At 34.2% G+C, this 18,952-nt stretch carries 11 protein-coding genes; 3 read left to right on the forward strand and 8 right to left on the reverse strand.

The features are described 5' to 3' along the window. Positions 1 to 96: 96 nt before the first annotated feature. Together ACNQGH_RS00590 and ACNQGH_RS00595 are read left to right on the forward strand one after the other, a co-directional pair. Entirely contained in the window at positions 97 to 435 is a 339-nt protein-coding gene (locus tag ACNQGH_RS00590) for a T9SS type A sorting domain-containing protein (protein WP_417954040.1), read from the forward strand. Positions 436 to 594: 159 nt separating this feature from the next. Beyond that, positions 595 to 1,575: a LuxE/PaaK family acyltransferase gene (locus ACNQGH_RS00595; protein WP_417954041.1), complete on the forward strand. Its 981-nt coding sequence runs from the start codon at positions 595 to 597 to the stop codon at positions 1,573 to 1,575. A gap of 33 nt (positions 1,576 to 1,608) precedes the next feature. On the opposite strand, the gene ACNQGH_RS00600 is transcribed toward ACNQGH_RS00595, so the two are convergent. The 6 genes from ACNQGH_RS00600 to tyrS form a co-directional block, all read right to left on the reverse strand. Then, positions 1,609 to 3,954 carry a glycoside hydrolase family 2 TIM barrel-domain containing protein gene (locus ACNQGH_RS00600; RefSeq protein ID WP_417954042.1) on the reverse strand — a complete coding sequence of 782 codons (2,346 nt, stop codon included), beginning with the start codon at positions 3,952 to 3,954 and terminating at the stop codon, positions 1,609 to 1,611. Between the two features lie 18 nt (positions 3,955 to 3,972). Further along, positions 3,973 to 5,046, reverse strand: a complete 1,074-nt coding sequence (locus ACNQGH_RS00605; protein WP_417954043.1) for a glycoside hydrolase family 53 protein — start codon at positions 5,044 to 5,046, stop codon at positions 3,973 to 3,975. 191 nt (positions 5,047 to 5,237) lie between these two features. Next, positions 5,238 to 6,692, reverse strand: coding sequence for a RagB/SusD family nutrient uptake outer membrane protein (locus tag ACNQGH_RS00610; protein ID WP_417954044.1), 1,455 nt, complete (start codon positions 6,690 to 6,692; stop codon positions 5,238 to 5,240). A gap of 18 nt (positions 6,693 to 6,710) precedes the next feature. Next, positions 6,711 to 9,845: a SusC/RagA family TonB-linked outer membrane protein gene (locus ACNQGH_RS00615; protein WP_417954045.1), complete on the reverse strand. Its 3,135-nt coding sequence runs from the start codon at positions 9,843 to 9,845 to the stop codon at positions 6,711 to 6,713. A gap of 557 nt (positions 9,846 to 10,402) precedes the next feature. Further along, the gene (locus ACNQGH_RS00620) at positions 10,403 to 14,476 is read right to left on the reverse strand and encodes a hybrid sensor histidine kinase/response regulator transcription factor (protein ID WP_417954046.1); all 4,074 of its coding nucleotides are present in this window, start codon (positions 14,474 to 14,476) and stop codon (positions 10,403 to 10,405) included. Between the two features lie 295 nt (positions 14,477 to 14,771). Beyond that, positions 14,772 to 16,067, reverse strand: a complete 1,296-nt coding sequence (gene tyrS / locus ACNQGH_RS00625) for a tyrosine--tRNA ligase (RefSeq protein WP_417954047.1) — start codon at positions 16,065 to 16,067, stop codon at positions 14,772 to 14,774. A gap of 91 nt (positions 16,068 to 16,158) precedes the next feature. On the opposite strand from tyrS, the gene ACNQGH_RS00630 reads away from it, so the two are divergent. Next, the gene (locus tag ACNQGH_RS00630) at positions 16,159 to 17,148 is read left to right on the forward strand and encodes an NAD-dependent epimerase/dehydratase family protein (RefSeq protein WP_417954048.1); all 990 of its coding nucleotides are present in this window, start codon (positions 16,159 to 16,161) and stop codon (positions 17,146 to 17,148) included. Here the strand turns inward: ACNQGH_RS00630 and ACNQGH_RS00635 are convergent, their stop codons facing one another. Both ACNQGH_RS00635 and ACNQGH_RS00640 read right to left on the reverse strand, forming a co-directional pair. Continuing rightward, entirely contained in the window at positions 17,149 to 17,598 is a 450-nt protein-coding gene (locus tag ACNQGH_RS00635; protein ID WP_417954049.1) for a DUF4296 domain-containing protein, read from the reverse strand. A 10-nt stretch (positions 17,599 to 17,608) separates the two neighbouring features. Then, a complete protein-coding gene (locus ACNQGH_RS00640; protein WP_417954050.1) occupies positions 17,609 to 18,949 on the reverse strand; it encodes a dihydroorotase in 1,341 nt (446 codons plus the stop codon). Between the last annotated feature and the right edge of the window lie 3 nt (positions 18,950 to 18,952).

Raw genomic sequence — 18,952 nt, forward strand, 5'->3', positions numbered from 1 at the left:
ATATAATAGCTAAACACCTCTTTTTCTGAGAGGTGTTTTTTTTTGTGGTACAATATTTGAAATATTTTTTATATATTTACATAACAAATTTTTATCATGGCAAAAAACTACTTTTATATTACTATCTTATTGGTTTTTTTCTTTTCCATGAGCCTCTCCGCTCAAGAGAATAAGCAACAGCCAAGAACACAAGAAACTGCTTCGATAGAGGGTCTAAGCTTGTACCCAAATCCCGTAAGCAATGGTAAGGTTTACATTTCTTCAAAAAACGACTCAGATAAAGAAATAATTATCTTTGATGTTTTAGGAAAAAAAGTACTCCAAACAATAATTAGTTCAAGAGAACTAAATGTCTCAAATCTTACTTCAGGTGTTTATATCATCAAAATCAATGAAAATGATGCATCTGCTACGAGAAAATTAATTGTACGATAATATATAATACAGCACTGACTAATTTAAAAGTTCCAATTCCATTGGGGCTTTTTTTATACTAAACAATACTGGCTTTTATCAATGAGAGTAAAGCGCTTGTAAAGACTTTGAGTGTCTAAGCGCATATCTATTTTTTACTTACTTTTGTAAAAAAAATTCTTGATTACAACTACCGATATATTTGCCCTTTCGAATCAAAAACAATTTGAAAAAACAGCCTTAAAAGTGTTTCGTTTTCAATATGAAAACAACTTGGTCTATCAAGAATTTTGCGATTTTCTAAAAACAGATACTCACAAAGTAAAATCATTATCTCAAATTCCCTTTTTACCTATTCAGTTTTTCAAGAGCCACCAAGTAGTTTCTAATACAGACGCAATTGAAGAAACATTTACCAGTAGCGGAACGACCGGAATGCTTACCAGTAAGCATTTAGTAACTGACGCTTCCCTATATGAGGAAAGTTACCGCAAAGGATTTTCTCAGTTTTACGGAAACATCGAAGATTATGCTGTTTTGGCTTTACTACCTTCTTATCTTGAAAGAGAAGGTTCTTCGTTGATTTATATGGTGGAAGATTTAATTGCACTTTCCAATCACCCGGAAAGTGGTTTTTACCTGCACAATCATGACGAACTTATAGCGAAACTAATTGCATTAAATGAGGCAGGACAAAATGTCATTTTAATTGGTGTCACTTACGCTTTATTGGATTTGATTGAAAAACATCGTTTTCAACTGCAGCATACCATAATCATGGAAACGGGTGGAATGAAAGGCAAACGAAAAGAAATGATTCGGGAAGAATTACACGAGCAATTGTGTAAAGGATTTGGCGTTTCGGCAATTCATTCTGAATATGGAATGACCGAATTACTATCGCAGGCCTATTCTTTAGGAAATGGCGTATTTGAATGCCCTTCCTGGATGCAAATTCTCATTCGCGATACCGAAGATGCTTTAACCTACATTCCAGACGGAAAAACAGGAGGAATCAACGTAATCGATTTGGCTAATATCAATTCCTGTTCTTTTATCGCCACTCAGGATTTAGGCAAAAAAAATCCCAACAACTCTTTCGAGGTATTGGGACGTTTTGATAATTCTGATATTCGAGGTTGTAATTTGATGGTGCTTTAAGATCTATTATAACAGTTCCATAATATTCCTACCTTAATCAATTTTTACAGTATCAGGTTCCAAATTTGTTCCAGATATTGTTATTGCAATCGGTTTTTTTAGATTCTTTGTTTTAAGAATAACCGTCGCAATTCCTGCTTCGGCCTTTACCGGATTTTCACCAATTAATTCTGCATTTTCTCCGCTTAAAGCAAAAGTTACTTCGTCCGTTGCCGTTCGAACAATGGTTCCATTCCTATCGGTGATCTTAGCATACACAAAAACCATGTCTGGAGAATTCGTATTGATTACTTTTGACGAAACATCATAACTCAATTCCATTTTCGCAGCACTTTCTGGAGTTTTTACAACATTTGAAACCACTTTTACTCCTTTAATAAACCCTTCGGCACGCAAGGTTCCGGGAACAAATTTATCCAGTTTGAAAATAAATGGAGGATGGGGCAATGCATCACTGTTACCATTTAGAAATGGTTTTTCTTTGGTTACCAAAACATCATTTAAATACAATGCCACTTCATCACAATTACTATAAACAGTCACATTCAACGGAGAATTCGCTGTCCAATAATTCGCTATTTGTACCATTGGTCCAGATACTAATTTAGTATCCAAAGTTATGGCTGCATTGCGCTGACTTTGGTAAAAAGAACAAGCAAATTTTGGAATTCTGAAAATATCGCTTATTCCTGAACTCTCCAAATCATTGGCGTATCCGCGATTGTAATCAAACATCACCCAGTTTGCTTCTCCAATAGTCTGCGTTCCTTTTCTATTCGAATTGGCTGCTTCCTGAAAATTATAGGCTTGCTGCAACAATCTTTTTTCTCCATTGCTACGCAACTGACGGGAAGTTCTTTCGTCTACTTTCAAATTTGAAAATTCCTTTTGATTGAATCCTGCATTCTGTGCATAGTATTCCCAATCACCATATTCAGCTATGAATATTTTTCTATTTCCTTTGCTATATTTTGTCCAATAATCAGGTGCCTTTGCATGTTGACGCGCAGGAATAAACAAGTCGTAATTATCGTTGTCAATCCAACTAGCACTGTAATTATGGGGAAAAGGCAATTCTTCTTTTAAGGCTTTCGTTGCTTCTTTCATAAAATTTTCACTCATTGCCGTTTCATTCAGAGAGGCTTCCCAAAAAATAATACACGGATGATTCCTGTCTCTTCTTGCCATATCCCGAATATCCTTGATCGCATTTTTTTGAAAGGTTTCATTCCCGAAAAACTGCCAGCCTGTTAAACTGTTCATCACTAAAATTCCCAATTCATCACAAGCATCCAGGAAGGCTTCAGCATGCGGATAATGAGATAATCGAACAAAATCAAAACCAGCATTTTTAATTTTTACCGCATCACGATACTGCGCTTCATCAGAAATAGCGTAACCTAAATAAGGGTATTCCTGATGTTCGTTTGTCCCTGTGATATATAACTTCTCATCGTTCAGATAATAACCGTCGTCCTTTATTTCGGATTTTCGGATTCCCACTTTTTCTGAATAACTGTCAATTATTTTGTTATTTGAAATTACCTGAACTTCTAAACTGTATAAATTGGGATTTGAAACAGACCATAATTTAGGGTTATCCACCACAATACTCTGCGTGATTGCTTTATCTGAATTGGCTTTTATCGCAACTATTTTTGATTTAAATTCCAGTTTTCCTCGTTCTTTATTGGTCAGAATAAATCGCAGCGAAATATCGGTTGCCACAGCGAATTCATTTTTTAGATGAACCTGAACTGTTCCTAAAGCCCTGTTTTTACTTATATTGTCAAAGTTCACATAAATTCCGCCACTTGCTTTTTTATCAGCCTGAACCGAATTAGTGATGTATACTTTCGCTGTTGAAATAAGATACACATTTCTGTAAATTCCACCATAGTAATTAAAATCCAAATCCTTTAATGGTTTCCCCGGAAGGAATTCTGGATTATCTTCATTGTTGACTTTGACTTTAATCAGATTGTCTTTTTTCGAATTTAAATAAGCTGTGATATCAACCGTAAATGGCAAATACCCACCTTTATGATTAATTACTTTTTGGTCGTTTATCCAAACATCGGCTTCCTGCATTACTCCTTCAAAATAAAGGAAAATTTTCTTGTTTTTGAAATCCCCGACTTTAAACTTTTTTTGATACCAGGACGTCCCCTGGAACTGATTATTTACCACCAATGGCTCAATTTTATCAGTGTGCGGAATTGTTATTTTCTCCCAATTGGAAGCTGTTTTTTCTTCTCTTCTGAACTCCCAATCCGAACCAAAATTGATTTTTGTTCTTGACTGAGAACTGGCTTTTTCAATAGAAAAAACCAAGAGAATGATCAGTGAAAAAATAATTTTTTTATTGATTATATTCATAGGTTTGAGTAATTATATTTATTTAAAAGCATCTAAAGCCGACGATGGTTTTCCATCAGATTGCCATGCATTTAACTGATAGCCGCTCCAGCTTTTCTCTCCTTCAGGTTCCCAATAAATTACTCCCAGGCCTTTATTAGCTGGCACCTTTTTTACTGCGTCAATAGCGGCAACTAACATATCACGTGTGTTTTGGACTAAAGTATAATCTCCCCCAACCTCAACTATCATAACCTCTTTATTGTATCTGGAAACCATATCATTCAGATTATTGGCTAAATCTGTAATGGTTTTTGTATAATCACTTTTTATCCAATACGGATAATAGGACAAACCAATCACATCATACTTTACGTTATTGACTTTTGCATTATCAAAAAAGGTTCTAAATCTGGCATTGTTGTTTCCTTCATCAAGATGAACAATAACTTTGATCGCTGGATTGATTGCTTTTGTTGCTTCATATCCTTTATTGAGTAATTGTGCCAATTGAGTCCAATTTGTGGTGCTCCCCTCTGGCCATAACATTCCTCCTGGAATTTCATTACCAACCTGCACCCATTCTGGAGTTACCCCCACTGATTTTAGTGCATACAACACATCAAAAGTATGCTGATAAACATCGTTTAATAATTCTAAAAAACTATGCTTGGTCCAAGCAGCCGGTTTGGTTTGTTTTCCGGGATCAGCCCAAGAATCACTGTAATGAAAATCAATCATAATGCGCATTCCCATTTTTTGGGCACGCACAGCCATAGTTACAGTTTCTGCTGCACTACAATGTCCACTAACTTTATCATTTGATGGATTTACCCAGACCCTAAGACGAATCGTGTTGACTCCCCTGTCTTTTAACAGTTGCAAACAGTCTTTTTCTGAGCCATCAGCATCATAAAATTTATATCCTGTAGCTTCCATTTGCGGAAGCCAGCCTACATCAGCCCCTTTTGAAAAGGCAAAAGTTGTTGGATTCATTGGCACTGTTGGCACCGTAAGAGTTATTTCTGAATTTTGCGCATTACTACAGGAAAAAGTTGCCAACGTCATTAATGCTATGAAAGTCAATCTTAATCGTACAAGTATTTTTTTCATATCTATTTATTAAAAGCCTTCATTACATTTACTATTTTTATTACTAAAATCATAAAAACTTGATTTTAAAAAAAGCATACTACTTTTCAAATATTAAAACCCAAGAAATTGGGTCCGCTACATTAAAAACCTGCAAAGCTACTTTGCAGGAATCTAACTACTAACCAAAAAATAAAATTTAAATTAAAGCATTAATATCCTTCATTTTGTTCAAGCCCTTCCGTTAACTGAACTTGTAAAGCCGGTTTTGGAAGCCATTTGTTTTTTTCAGAAACATTTGGATATAAAGCAGCATTCACTTCTACTACCATTTTCTTTCTAACTAAATCAAACCATCTCTTATTTTCAAAAGCCAATTCCCATGCTCTTTCTGCAATGACAGCCTTATCAAAATTGGTTTTGCTCATTCCTGAAGGTAAATCAATACCTACATTCGGTACATTAGGATCTAAATGATTTGCTCTTCTTCTAACCATATTGATGGCTTTTAGTGCATCTGCAGAAGGCCCGTTTTCAGACATATTTGCGGCTTCGCCATAAATCAATAAAACTTCCGCATAACGATACATCATGACTGCACCCTCCCCGTCGTTTCCAACTCCGTCTCCGCCATCTCTATACTTAGCAATGAAGGGCTGTTTTGGATTATTATCTAACCAGGTAGATCCATCCGTAAATTGAGTATGAAACGAGATGTTTTTTCTATACCCATTCGGGAAAGCGTTATAAAATCGGGCTTCTGAATGAAAGTCACCCCAACCCCATTCAACAGATGGCCTAGTAGCAACATGCAAGTGACTTGCAGGAATCCATCCGCCACTTGATATCCCATAGAATGCAAAAATAGATTCTTTATTAGTGAATTTTTTAGATACCTTCCATAAATCCGCAAAATCAGGTTCTAAACTATACACCCCCATATCCATAACTTCTTTGGCTTTGGCTTTAGCCAATGCATACATAGCCGGATCCTCAATTGGCCAACAAGCCATAGTCAAATATACTTCTGCCAAAAGGGTTTTGGCGGCTCCTTTGGTTGCTCTACCCTTGTCTGGGAATGAAACAGGCAAACTTTCTTCAGCAAATTTAAGATCTTCAATGATGAGAGCATAAATATCTGCTACAGGAGATTGTCCTACTTTATCTGCTTTCCCTTGATTTTCGAAAGTAATCAGAGGCACTTCTCCAAAATATTGAGTTAAATGAAAATAATCAAAGGCTCTTAAAAATCGCGCCTGGCCCTCAAATTCATCTATTTTTGCCTGTGGTATTCCAGAAGCTTTTCCTGCATTACCAATAATACTGTTGGCATTTGTTATCGACTTATAAAACATAGCCCACAATTTGTTGTTCACATCATTGGACGTAGTTTCGGTAAAATTATCGTATTGCTGCCATCTGGGAGCACTTGCACCAATGTCATCTGCACCAGCTCCACCACATAAGGGATCTCCAAAATCAAATCCTGAATAAGCACCAAAAAGGGGTTGGTAAACACCTATAACTGCTGACTCGAAATCTTTTTCACTACTAAAAAAAGTTTCAGGGGAAAGTAAACTGGATGGTTTCTCTTCAAGATCGACACAAGCCGTAAACATGCTAAATGAAGCTAATGATACTATCGTTATTTTTATTATTTTTTTCATGTGACTAATTTTTATTTATTAAAATTTTACGTTCAGGCCCAATGTCAATACTTTTTGAGTTGGGTATGTAGCTAAATCTATTCCACCTCTGGTATCCACACTAGTACTAGCTTCAGGATCAAATCCTGAATATTTAGTAATGGTAAATAAATTAGTTCCGGTAGCGTAAATCTTGAAAGAACTTATTTTTAATTTATCGATTAACTGTTTGGGTAAATAATACCCAAGTGAAATGTTTTTGATACGTAAATAAGAACCGTCTTCAATCCATCTGCTTGTTTGTTGTCTTGGAAATTGTTTACTTCCTGTAAAAGAAGGCACATCGGTATTTTCATTTTGTTTAGTCCAGCGATTTAATATTGCCGTGCTGGTGGCATCAGAATCAGATGTAGTAATATCAGTTCTGACTCTGGAAAGATTATAAATATCATTCCCTTGCACTCCTTGAACAAACACATTAAAATCAAAGTTTTTATACGTAAAAGAGTTATTCCATCCATAGGTAAAATTAGGCTGTGCATTACCTATGTTTATAATATCATTATCGTCAATAACATTGTCGCTATTTTGATCTACAAATTTTGGTGCACCGGGGAAAGCTCCATATAAAGCGGCTTGGCTTGCTTCTGAAGTTTTCCAAACACCCGCATATTCAATTCCTCTAAACAAACCTATTGCTTGTCCTACTTCTAGAAAAATGGTATTGTCAAATCCAGGCAGTCCCGCACCTCCAAGAGGGATTTCTGTAAGACCTTCGTTTAGAGCCACTACTTTATTTTTGTTTTTTGCAAAAGTAAATGCTGATTCCCATATGAAATTATCAGTAACAACAGGTTTAATACTTAGATACAATTCTATTCCTTTGTTTTCTACTTCACCTACATTTCTTAGAACATTTCCATTACCTCCACCTGCTTGGGGTAATGGTACATTTAACAACAAATCCTTTGTGCTTTTCTTGTAATAATCGGCAACAACAGCAACTCTGCCTTTGAAGAGTTTTAAATCAACTCCAACATTAGACTGAGTGGTTTCTTCCCATTTCAAATCTGGATTAGCTAAACCTCCTAAAGAAACTCCAGTAGATAAATTCACTCCATTAATTGGATAAGAAGCTCCTGTATTTAAACTGGCGAATGATTGATAAGGAGAAATCGCTTGATTACCCGTAATTCCATAAGTTGCTCTTAACTTCAAGTTGGTGATCACTTTATTATCCTTTAAAAAATCTTCATTAGTTACATTCCAGGCTAAAGCAGCAGAAGGGAAATAACCCCATTTATTATCTGCTCCAAAAACTGATGAACCGTCGGCTCTTGCAGTTAATGTCACTAAATATTTGCTTTTGTAACCGTAATTAATTCTACCTAAATAAGATTTTAAAGTTCTTTCATTTCTTGTAGAATAAGGCACTTGAGGATTAGAACCTAGTCCTAAATTATTATAGGACACCCCATCTGTTAGAAAACTCCTGGAACCGGACCAATTTTCATTAAATTCTTCTGATTGCTGTTCAAATGCTGCTGTCAAATTCAAATTATGATTGTTAAACTGTTTGGTATAATTTACCAAATTGGTGTTTTGTAGTGTTAAAAATCTATTATTTAAAATCCCTGCACTTTCAGTATCTCCGCCATTGGTTGGTTTGGAATTTAAATACTCATTGTTTTCTCTATCTAACAATCTATATCCTCCACTAACGCTAAATTTCAAACCATCAATAATTTCATAATCAAGACCAATATTGACACTTGTTGTATTAACAAAATTGTCTCTTATTGGTTCTACTGCAAGAGCCAATGGATTGAAATTTGTTGGAGGACCTGCTCCACCACCTGGCTGAGTATACTTTCCGTTTTCGTCATACACTGATTTGGTAGGCGAAAAAATTAGCGCAGAGAATACAGGACTCCCTCCATTTCCAGGATTAAAAGAGTTTAAGGCAGTTGGATGATCTGTTTCTTTTCCCAAAAACAGATTAGTTTTTAATTTTAATTTTTTAGTAATGTCTGCATTTAAGTTACTTCTTAAAGAGTAACGCTGATAAGAAGAACCTTTAATGATCCCTTGATTATCCAAAAGATCTCCAGAAACAAAATAGGTTAAAGCATCACTACCTCCACTAACAGAAATATTGTGATTTTTTGAAATTGCACTTCTAAATATTTGATCTTGCCAGTCCGTTCCTTTCCCCGAAGCAAACCCTGAAATATCTGAACTAGAAAACACGGGGAATAAACTAAATTCTGCTCGATTAGCGTTTAAAGTGTTTGCATAATCTAATGGATTCATTAGATTAATTTTATTTCGAACATTGTGTGAACTCATATAAGTACTATAACTAACGGTTGCTTTTTCTCTTTTACCGGTGTTAGTTGTAATAAGAATTACTCCATTAGCTCCTCTTGAACCGTAAATTGCCGTTGCTGAAGCATCTTTTAAAACTTCAACAGATTTAATGTCATTTGGATGCACAGAAGAAAGATCTCCACCCTGAAAACCATCAATGATTACAAGAGGATTATTTCCACCATTGATTGAATTTGCTCCTCTAATTCGGATAGATGTTGATGAATTTGGTGATGCATCATTGTTTTGAACCGTTACTCCTGAAATACGACCTTGCAAAGCTTGGTCTACCCTAGAGATAGGTAATGCCTGTAAATCTTTTGCCTGCAGTGAAGCTACAGATCCCGTGATATCACTCTTTTTTTGAGTACCATATCCTACTACTACAACTTCATTAAGACTGGAAGCATCTTCTTTTAATACTATCGAAAGGGATTTTTGCCCATTAACCGCGATTTCTTTATTGATGTATCCTAAATAAGAAACTATTAGAATCGCATTTTGATCGTCTACAGTTATAGAAAATTTACCGTCAAAATCAGATTGACTTCCATTTTTCTTGCCTTTTTCAACAATGTTAGCTCCAGGCAATGGCATTCCTTTATTGTCTAAAATAGTTCCTGACACCTTCCATTTTTCTTGCAATGGAGCGTTTTTTAGATGTACTCCTTTATTATCTTTTCCAACTATTTTAGCATGCATACTGAACACAGAAGCTAATAATACGAATGTTAAAATTTTTATTTTAAAATTCTGCTTAGAGAAGTTTAATATAAAAAACCCATTTGTTTCTGTTTTTTTCATAATTAATTTGTTTGGTTGTTTTTAGTTAATTTGTTGTTTTTAAAAATTTTTAAAAAAATTTTCATTTCATATTTAATTCAGTTTTGGATTAATTAAAGTGATTCTAAAACGTTGCAATTTAGTTTTAGCGTTAAAAATCGGAGGGGAATTAATTCGTCTTTGTAGGGAGACAAAATCGTTTTATCGGGAAAAAATACCAGTAAAATTAAGGATACAAGAAAAAAAAGCTATTTTTAAAATTATTATTGTTTTTTTTTAAAATCACAACTGCCCCAAAGCCAAAACAAGTTAGACATGCAACTTTTACAAAAACTTCAATTTTAGTCCTCACCAAGTAAGATTGAAGTATTAAACTAGGAAAGAATTAGTATCAATTTTCATTTGTAAAATAAAAATTGATACTGCTTTTGGCACTATAATCTGGAATTATATTAATTAGGTAAGGATAAAAAATAGTTGGCGAATTTTAGGTTTCACCTTATACAGAATTTCTATTGGAATTAAAAAGTAAATTATTTAGATAATTATCTAAATAATTTCAAAATCTCAATAATTGTTTAATCATTTAAATAAGAGGAAGGATTTTTGCCAAAGCGTTCTTTAAATAGCTTGCTAAAATATTTACGATCAGAATACCCTACCAAATAGGAAACCTCAGCTACTGTATTTTCTTTTTTTAAGAGCAATTGTTTTGCCTTCTTTAATTTATATTCCCGAATATACTCGACAAGCGACATACCTGTTAAAAATTTAAGTTTTTTATAAATTACGGAATGGCTCATGCCCAAATGTTTAACTACTACATTTACAGAAAAATCATTACAATCTATATTTTCCTCAATTAGTTTTCCTAGATTCTGAAGAAATGCAAGATCTGATTTGTTTTTGGTTAAGTCTCCGATAGACATAAAATCCTCTGAACGGAATATTTCATGTAATCGTGCTCTGTTTTTTAAAATATTTTTAATTCTGGCACGAAGGAGCGACTCATTAAAAGGCTTTGTAATATAATCATCCGCACCCGTTTCAAAACCCGCCATTTTATGCATAAAAGAAGCTCTGGCGGTTAAAAGTATGACTGGTATATGACTCGTACTACTATTAGATTTCAAATTATGGGTTAACTCTATTCCATCCATTACAGGCATCATGACATCGCTCACAATGAGATCCGGCAATTTCTCCAAGGCAATTTCTAATCCTTCTTTTCCGTTGGAGGCTTGTAAAACAGTAAACTCATCAGAAAAAAGTTCGACAATATAGTTACATATATCCGCATTATCTTCTACAACAAGTAACGTTTGTTCTTTGATTACAGGAACATCAATAGCAGCATAACTTTGCTCAACTATTTGTTTATTCTCTTTTTTACTGGTAAAATAATTTTCAATAAGTTCATCATTAGTTTCATTTCCTCCTATTTCATCCTCATTAAAATAAGAATTTCCTTTTTTTAACCTGATTATAAATGTACTGCCGGAACCTTTTTTACTTTTAACCGTTATTTCTCCGTGATGCAGCTTAATAATTTCATTTGAAATAGTTAACCCTAATCCAAAACCGGCTCCATTGACATTATTGGAATCATTGGCTTGATAGAAACGATTAAATATTTTCGAAAGATGTTTCTTTGAAATCCCAACTCCTTCATCCACTAATTCCAACTGGACTTTTTCTTCTGTTTCTGTAACAAAAAGCTTTATGGTGCCTCCCGTGTTTGTAAATTTTAATGCATTAGAAAATAAGTTATAAAGTACTTTTTCCATCTGATTTTTGTCAAACCATAATTCTATCATTTCGCTTGAGGATTCAAACTCAAATTTGATGTCCTTCTGATAGGCAAATTCCTTAAAAGACAGATAAATCTCCTTGCTAAACTTGACCCAATCCTCTTTCACAACATTTAATTTGATTTGGTGATGCTCGAGCTTTCTAAAATCCAGAAGTTCATTCACCAGATTAAGTAAATATTCTCCATTTTTTTTAATGGTTCCAAAAGGATTTTTCTGATGGTCTTCAGGAAAATCATTGGTTTTTAATAATTTATTTATGGAACTCAAAATCAGCGTTACCGGAGTTCTTATCTCATGGGAGATGTTCGTGAAAAAATCTTGTTTTAAATTATAGAGTTCTATGTCTTTTTCGTGCGTGAATTTCTCGAATCTTAAATCCGCTTTCATTTTTTCCCATGAAATAATGTATTTTATAAAAACGTATAAGATTAGGATAATCAAAAGAGCATAAATCAAAAAAGCCCACCATTCTAACCAAAAAGGTTTTAATATTTTAATATTTACGGCACTATATTCCTTTGTCCAATCACTTCCCAATTCTCTGCTCCTAACTTTAAAAATATAGCTCCCTGGTGAAAGATTAGTGTAAGTAGCCGTACCATCTTTACCTATCGATCGCCAATTTCTATCAAAATTGTCCATCTTAATCTGGTACTCACAAGTAGCAGAGGATGGAAATTGCATTGCTGCAAATTCAAAAGTAATGACATCCTGGTCATATTCTAAAGTTATATTTTTAGTAAAAGCAATATCATTTTTTAATATTTCGTCTTCCCCTATTGCAACTTCTTTGTTGAAAAGTTTAAAACTTGTGAATTTTACGCTTGGGGTTATATTTTTAACCTTGATTGTTCCAGGATTAAATTTAATAACTCCTTTAGAACAACCAAAATACAGCATCCCTTTTTCGTCTTTGAAACAAGAATTGATGTGATAATCCCCTTTAAGATTTGAAAAGGTATTAAAGTTTTTTGTTTTATAATCATAGTTAAAAATCCCTTGTTTAGTACTAAACCAGATTAACCCCTTGTTATCTTCTATAATTGCCGTCACGGTCTGATAACGGACATTTTTATAATTTTCAAAACGATTAATTTTTTTGGTCTTTTTATCCAAAAGATTAATTCCTTCCCCAGCGGTTCCAATCCATAAATTCCTTTTGGTATCTTTTAAGATGCTATAAACATAATCACTGCTAATGGAGTTTTGATTATTCCCTAAACTTTTATAAACTTTAAAACGGCTGGTTTTTGTATCCAAGAGATCAACTCCACCACCAAAAGTAGCCAACCAGATTAAATCTCCATCTTTTTGAAGTGAGATTACATTGTCGCTGCTTATAGAAAATGGATCTCCCGTTTTCTTTTTAAAACTTTTAAATTCTTTTGTTGTTACATTATAATAATTGAGTCCGCCTCCCCAAGTAGCTATCCAAATATTGCTTTTTTCGTCTTCAACAATATAACGCACATCATTGTAACTTAAAGATTTAGAATTTGCTATATCTTGTTTGAATTGTATAAAAGAACCCGTTTTGTAATTAAAATTAACCAGACCATTCACAAAGGTTCCAATCCAAAGAGTTCCGTTCCGTGCCTCTTTTATGTACTGAATATAATCGTCTCCTATTGAATTCTTTCGCTCACTATTATATCGCTTTACGGTATTCGTTTTTTCTTCTAAAACAGCCAATCCTTTTCCGTCTAATCCCATAAAAAAAGCATCCTTATTTTTATAAACAGACAATACTGAGATTGGAGTTCCTCCTTTATCGGTGCTGGGCAAAAAAGTATAGTCTTTATTAAAACTTAATACATCAACACCATTCCATGCAGTTCCTAACCAAATATTAGAATTCTCATCTTCCATGATATTATATATGGCATTACTGGAAATTGAGGATTCTAATTGGGAGTCATTTGTATAATTATAAACAATTGGCTTTGCACTATTTGCATTGGTTATTTTAAAAAGCCCATTGCCATCTGTTCCGATCCATACTATTCCATTTCGATCCTTTTTTATGCACCGTACGATCGTAATCATTTTACCTATTCCATAATTCTTTTTTTGAAAGTTTAAACTATTTACATCTAATGTCAATAATCCGTTTCCACTCGTACCGATTAGAATTTCATCCTTATTTAAACTGCTTATGGAATGTATGTAATCTGGTGAAATAGTGCTTGAAGAATTAATGCGTACAAACTCACCTGTTTTGCGATTGAATTTATTTAAACCGCCTCCAAAAGTACCTATCCAAAGATTTTTATTTGCATCTTCATAAATACTTCTAACGTCATTATGACTTAATGATTTTTTATTGGCAGTCTGAAACTTATAGCTTTTAAATGTTTTTTTTCTTTCTTCAAAAAAGGAAAGCCCATTTTTTGTTCCTAACCAAATCGTTCCTTCTGAATCTTCAAAAAGAGTATTCAATTCATTGGAAGGAATAGAACGATTGTCATTGGAAATGTTTTTGTAGGCAACAAATTTATCATCAGAAGGATTGTATAAATTTAAACCTCCCCCCAAGGTAGCGATCCAAATTTTTCCATTATGATCTATCAGTAAATCAGAGATGTCATTTGCGCTTAAAACACTATTTTGTTTATTGTATGTTTTTATTTTGTTGCCGTCATAACGATTCAACCCATTTTCAGTACCAATCCAAACAAAACCATTTTTTTCCTTTACAATACTTCTGACTCTGTCATTAGAGAGCCCGTTGGTTTGATTTATTTTATTAAATATAACTTGCGACTGACTGAAGCAAGATATGGAACCAAATAGTATAGAAAGACTTAGTAGAAAAAAAAATATTTGTTTTGTTTTCAATGCAAAATTTAATTAAAGGGTTTCCCAGAATAAAAAATTGAAATGTATTATTTAGAAAAATATCCTTGCGGAGAAGTTTGTTCTAATTAACAAATATATGCATTTGAATCCTGTATGTATCTTATTTTGCTAATAATGAATTTTAACCTCTACTATTTAGATAAGATGTCGAGAACACAATTTATCTAAATAAAATTGCAGGTTTTTTAGGCAAAAAAAATCCCAAAAACTCTTTCGAGGTATCGGGACATTTTGACAATTTTGATATTCGAGGTTGTAATTTGATGATTCGTTACTATACCACGCTAACCACAAAATAATTTTTCTTCCCACTTTGCAACAATACAAACTGATTGTTGATTAAATCTTTGGCAGAAAGCAGAAAATCTTCTGCGACTTTTTCTTTATTTACTGAAATAGAATTTGCTGTCAAAGCGCGTCTTGCCTCACCATTCGATTTAAAAAAACCTGTTTTTTCATGCAAAACCGTAACTATACCTATTCCTGCTTCAATTTCGTTTCTTGCAATTTCCGCTTGTGGAACACCTTCAAAAACTTCCAAGAAAGTCGCAGCGTCTAATTGTTTCAGATCAGCTGCAGTTGCATTTCCAAAAAGAATATTCGAAGCTTTAATCGCTTTTTCTAAATCTGCAGCTGAATGAACAAAAACAGTTAACTCTTCCGCTAATTTTCTTTGTAGAACTCTTAAATGTGGCGCTGTTTTATGTTCCTCAATCAAAGCATCGATTGTTTCTTTATCTAAAAAAGTAAAGATTTTAATATATTTCTCTGCATCAACATCCGTGGTATTCATCCAAAACTGGTAAAATTTATATGCTGAAGTTTTGTCAGCAGTCAACCACACATTCCCTCCTTCTGATTTCCCAAATTTTGTACCATCCGCTTTTGTAATTAACGGGCAAGTCATTGCATACGCTTTTGCTCCATCGTGATTCATTCTTCGAACCAATTCGGTTCCTGTAGTGATATTTCCCCATTGGTCTGAACCACCCATCTGCAACAAACAATTGTATTCTTTATGCAAATGGTAAAAGTCATACCCTTGAATTAACTGGTATGTAAACTCAGTAAAAGACATTCCTTCACCTTCACCTGACAATCTTTTCTTTACCGAATCTTTGGCCATCATATAATTCACTGTAATTCGTTTACCGACATCACGTGCAAAATTGATGAATGACAAATTCTTCATCCAATCGTAATTATTAACTAAAATTGGCGCATTTAGGTCTTTAGAATTGAAATCCAGAAATCGGGATAAGACCTTTTTTATTCCTTCAACATTATGATTTAAAGTTACTTCGTCAAGTAAGTTTCTCTCATCGGATTTCCCAGACGGATCTCCAATCATCCCAGTTGCACCTCCAACCAAAGCTATGGGTTTATGTCCAAAATTTTTCAAATGAACTAAAAGTATTATTGGTACTAAACTCCCAATATGCAAGGAATCTGATGTTGGATCAAATCCTATATACGTAGTTGTCATTTCTTTTAAAAGTTGCTCTTCAGTTCCAGGCATTATGTCGTGAACTAAACCACGCCATTGTAATTCGGAAATAATATTTTTCATTTTATAGTAATCAATTTTCACAAAGATAGTTTTAATTGCATAATTTGAAAATCTATCGCTATAAAATCGAACAATCCGTTATCTTTACCAAATGATTTTAGTCACAGGAGGAACGGGTCTAGTAGGTGCACATTTATTGCTTCATTTAATTGAAAGCGGGGAAAATGTCCGTGCTATTTATCGCAATGCAATAAGCATAGAAAAGACTAAAAATCTATTTAAGCTATACCAAAAGTCTGCTTTATTTGGTGCTATCGAATGGATTCAGGCTGATATTACCGACATTCCTGCATTAGAAAAAGCATTTGTGGGGATCGATTACGTTTATCATTGCGCCGCTTTGATTCCTTTCGATCCAAAAGACGAGGAATTAGTTCGAAAAACTAACATTGAAGGAACCGCGAATATTGTCAATTTCTGTATTGCCAAAGCGATAAAAAAACTCTGTTTTGTAAGCTCCATCGCCGCCCTTGGAGATCTTGCTCCACACGAAAAAGTGATCACAGAAGAAACGGAATGGAATCCCGAAAAGCCGCACAGTGATTATGCCATTTCTAAATATGGCGCGGAAATGGAAATATGGCGTGGACAACAGGAAGGATTAAAAGTGATAATTCTAAATCCGGGTATTATTATTGGTCCTGGTTTTTGGGAACAGGGGAGCGGACAACTTTTTATGAAAGTCAAAAAAGGACTATCATTTTATACGCTGGGAAGTTCTGGATTTGTAGCTGTAACTGATGTAATCCGAATCGCGATACAGTTAATGAAAAGCGAAATTCAAAACGAACGATTTATATTAATTGCAAAAAATATCATTTTTCGAGATATCTTGAATAGTATTGCCGATGCTCTTCTTGTAAAAAGACCTACCATTCACGCCAAACCGTACTTGCTGAAAATCTTATGGAAAACAGACTGGATCGTATCAACTGTTTTTATGAAAAAAAGACAACTAACGAGCGATACTGCAAAAGCATCCTATTCTAAAAATAGGTATTCCAATGAAAAAATCACCACTGTTTTGAAAACTGAGTTTTCAGACATTCATCAATACATCAAAGAAATTTCAGCGCTGTAACTAAAGCCTTTTTCTTTGGTTGATTTCTAATGAATCTATCAATTTACTTGTTGGTGCAACTGGTTTTGCAACTGTTTTCTTCTTCTTCTTGTTCTTTTTTGCTTCGGCCTTAATCAAAGCAGCTACTGTTGTTTTATTTTTAGTCAGCCTTGTATTTACCTGATCAATAAGGTTAGCATATCCTTCATAATCAGAAGCATAATAGGCATTGCTTTTAATAAATTGCAGGCTGTCAATTTTATACTTTTTATAAATATACTTTTTTGGATTTATTTTAAAAGTGTCCAAAGAGGCTGGATTTTGGAATTTAACCGCTTCCAATAACGATAAATCATACATAATATTAACCATAACCTCTTTTTCTATAAGACGATTTGGTTTTTTTACGACCTCCTCCTTACAGCTTATGAGCATGGAAACAATTGCTAAAAGGCATATTATTTTCTTCATCCTTTGCATTTTATCGGTCGAATAACAAGCGTTTTCCAGCACGAATTTCTTTTACTTTGAACGCTGTATACACTAATTGTCCGTTTACAAAAGTATGTGTTATTCTGGATTTAAAAGTAAATCCTTCAAATGGGGACCACCCGCATTTGGCCAGGATATTTTCCTTTTTGACACTCCATGGCAAACCTGAATTTATAATAACCAAATCGGCATAATAGCCTTCTTTTATAAATCCGCGTTTCTCAATTTTGAAAATCTTAGCCGGATTATGGCACATTTTTTCCACAATTTTTTCAATACTGATTTTACCTTGGTGATAGGCTTCAAACATTGCCACAACAGCATGTTGCACCAAAGGTCCACCCGAAGGAGCTTGCAGATAGGGTAGTTTCTTTTCTTCCAGTGTATGTGGCGCGTGATCTGTCGCAATCACATCAATTCTGTCATCGAGTAACGCTTCCCAAAGTGATTTTCGGTCATTGGCTGTTTTTACTGCCGGATTCCACTTAATTAAATTGCCTTTCGTAGCATAATCATCATTGGTAAACCATAAATGATGAATGCAAACTTCGGCAGTGATTTTCTTGTCTTCCAATGGAATTTTATTGGTAAACAAATCCATTTCTTTCGCTGTAGAAAGATGAAAAATATGCAAACGTGCGCCTGTTTTCTTAGCCAAAGCAATTGCTTTTGACGAGGAAATATAACACGCTTCTTCACTTCGAATAAGATGATGAACCGTTACAGGTACATCCTCTCCAAATTCTTCTTTGTACTTTTCTAAATTATTTTTGATAGTCGCTTCATCCTCACAATGAACCGCAATAAGCATAGGCGTACTAGAAAATATCTTCTCCAAAGTTGCTTCGTTATCCACCAGCATATTACCCGTTGATGAACCTAAAAATATTTTTATTCCCGCAACATTCTTCGGATTTGTTTTTAGAACTTCTTCTAAATTATCGTTTGTTGCGCCCATCATAAAAGAATAATTAGCATAGGATTTCTCCGCAGCAATTTGATATTTTTCTTCTAATATTTCTTGGGTTACCGCATTTGGAATCGTGTTAGGCTGCTCTATGTAAGAAGTAATTCCTCCGGCAACCGCAGCTTTTGATTCCGATTCAATATCACCTTTGTACGTAAGCCCCGGTTCCCTAAAATGAACCTGATCGTCAATAGCCCCCGGCATTAGGTAATTCCCTTCGGCGTCGATGATTTTACATTGAGAAGACTTAGCACTTATACTTTCTGCAATTTCAACAATTAAGTCATCTTCAATTAGTACATCGCCTTCAAAAATCGTTCCCTCGTTTACTATTTTAGCATTCTTAATTAAAATCCTGTTCATCGT

Origin of the sequence: Flavobacterium kochi, assembly GCF_048286715.1 — a bacterium.
In the GTDB taxonomy this organism is placed as follows: domain Bacteria; phylum Bacteroidota; class Bacteroidia; order Flavobacteriales; family Flavobacteriaceae; genus Flavobacterium.

Bases quoted from the DNA above. Each gene is read 5' to 3' on its own strand.
- ACNQGH_RS00590 (WP_417954040.1), top strand. From the start codon at position 97: ATGGCAAAAAACTACTTTTATATTACTATCTTATTGGTTTTTTTCTTT.
- ACNQGH_RS00600 (WP_417954042.1), bottom strand. From the start codon at position 3,954: ATGAATATAATCAATAAAAAAATTATTTTTTCACTGATCATTCTCTTG.
- ACNQGH_RS00605 (WP_417954043.1), bottom strand. From the start codon at position 5,046: ATGAAAAAAATACTTGTACGATTAAGATTGACTTTCATAGCATTAATG.
- ACNQGH_RS00610 (WP_417954044.1), bottom strand. From the start codon at position 6,692: ATGAAAAAAATAATAAAAATAACGATAGTATCATTAGCTTCATTTAGC.
- ACNQGH_RS00615 (WP_417954045.1), bottom strand. From the start codon at position 9,845: ATGAAAAAAACAGAAACAAATGGGTTTTTTATATTAAACTTCTCTAAG.
- tyrS (WP_417954047.1), bottom strand. From the start codon at position 16,067: ATGAAAAATATTATTTCCGAATTACAATGGCGTGGTTTAGTTCACGAC.
- ACNQGH_RS00630 (WP_417954048.1), top strand. From the start codon at position 16,159: ATGATTTTAGTCACAGGAGGAACGGGTCTAGTAGGTGCACATTTATTG.
- ACNQGH_RS00635 (WP_417954049.1), bottom strand. From the start codon at position 17,598: ATGAAGAAAATAATATGCCTTTTAGCAATTGTTTCCATGCTCATAAGC.
- ACNQGH_RS00640 (WP_417954050.1), bottom strand. From the start codon at position 18,949: ATGAACAGGATTTTAATTAAGAATGCTAAAATAGTAAACGAGGGAACG.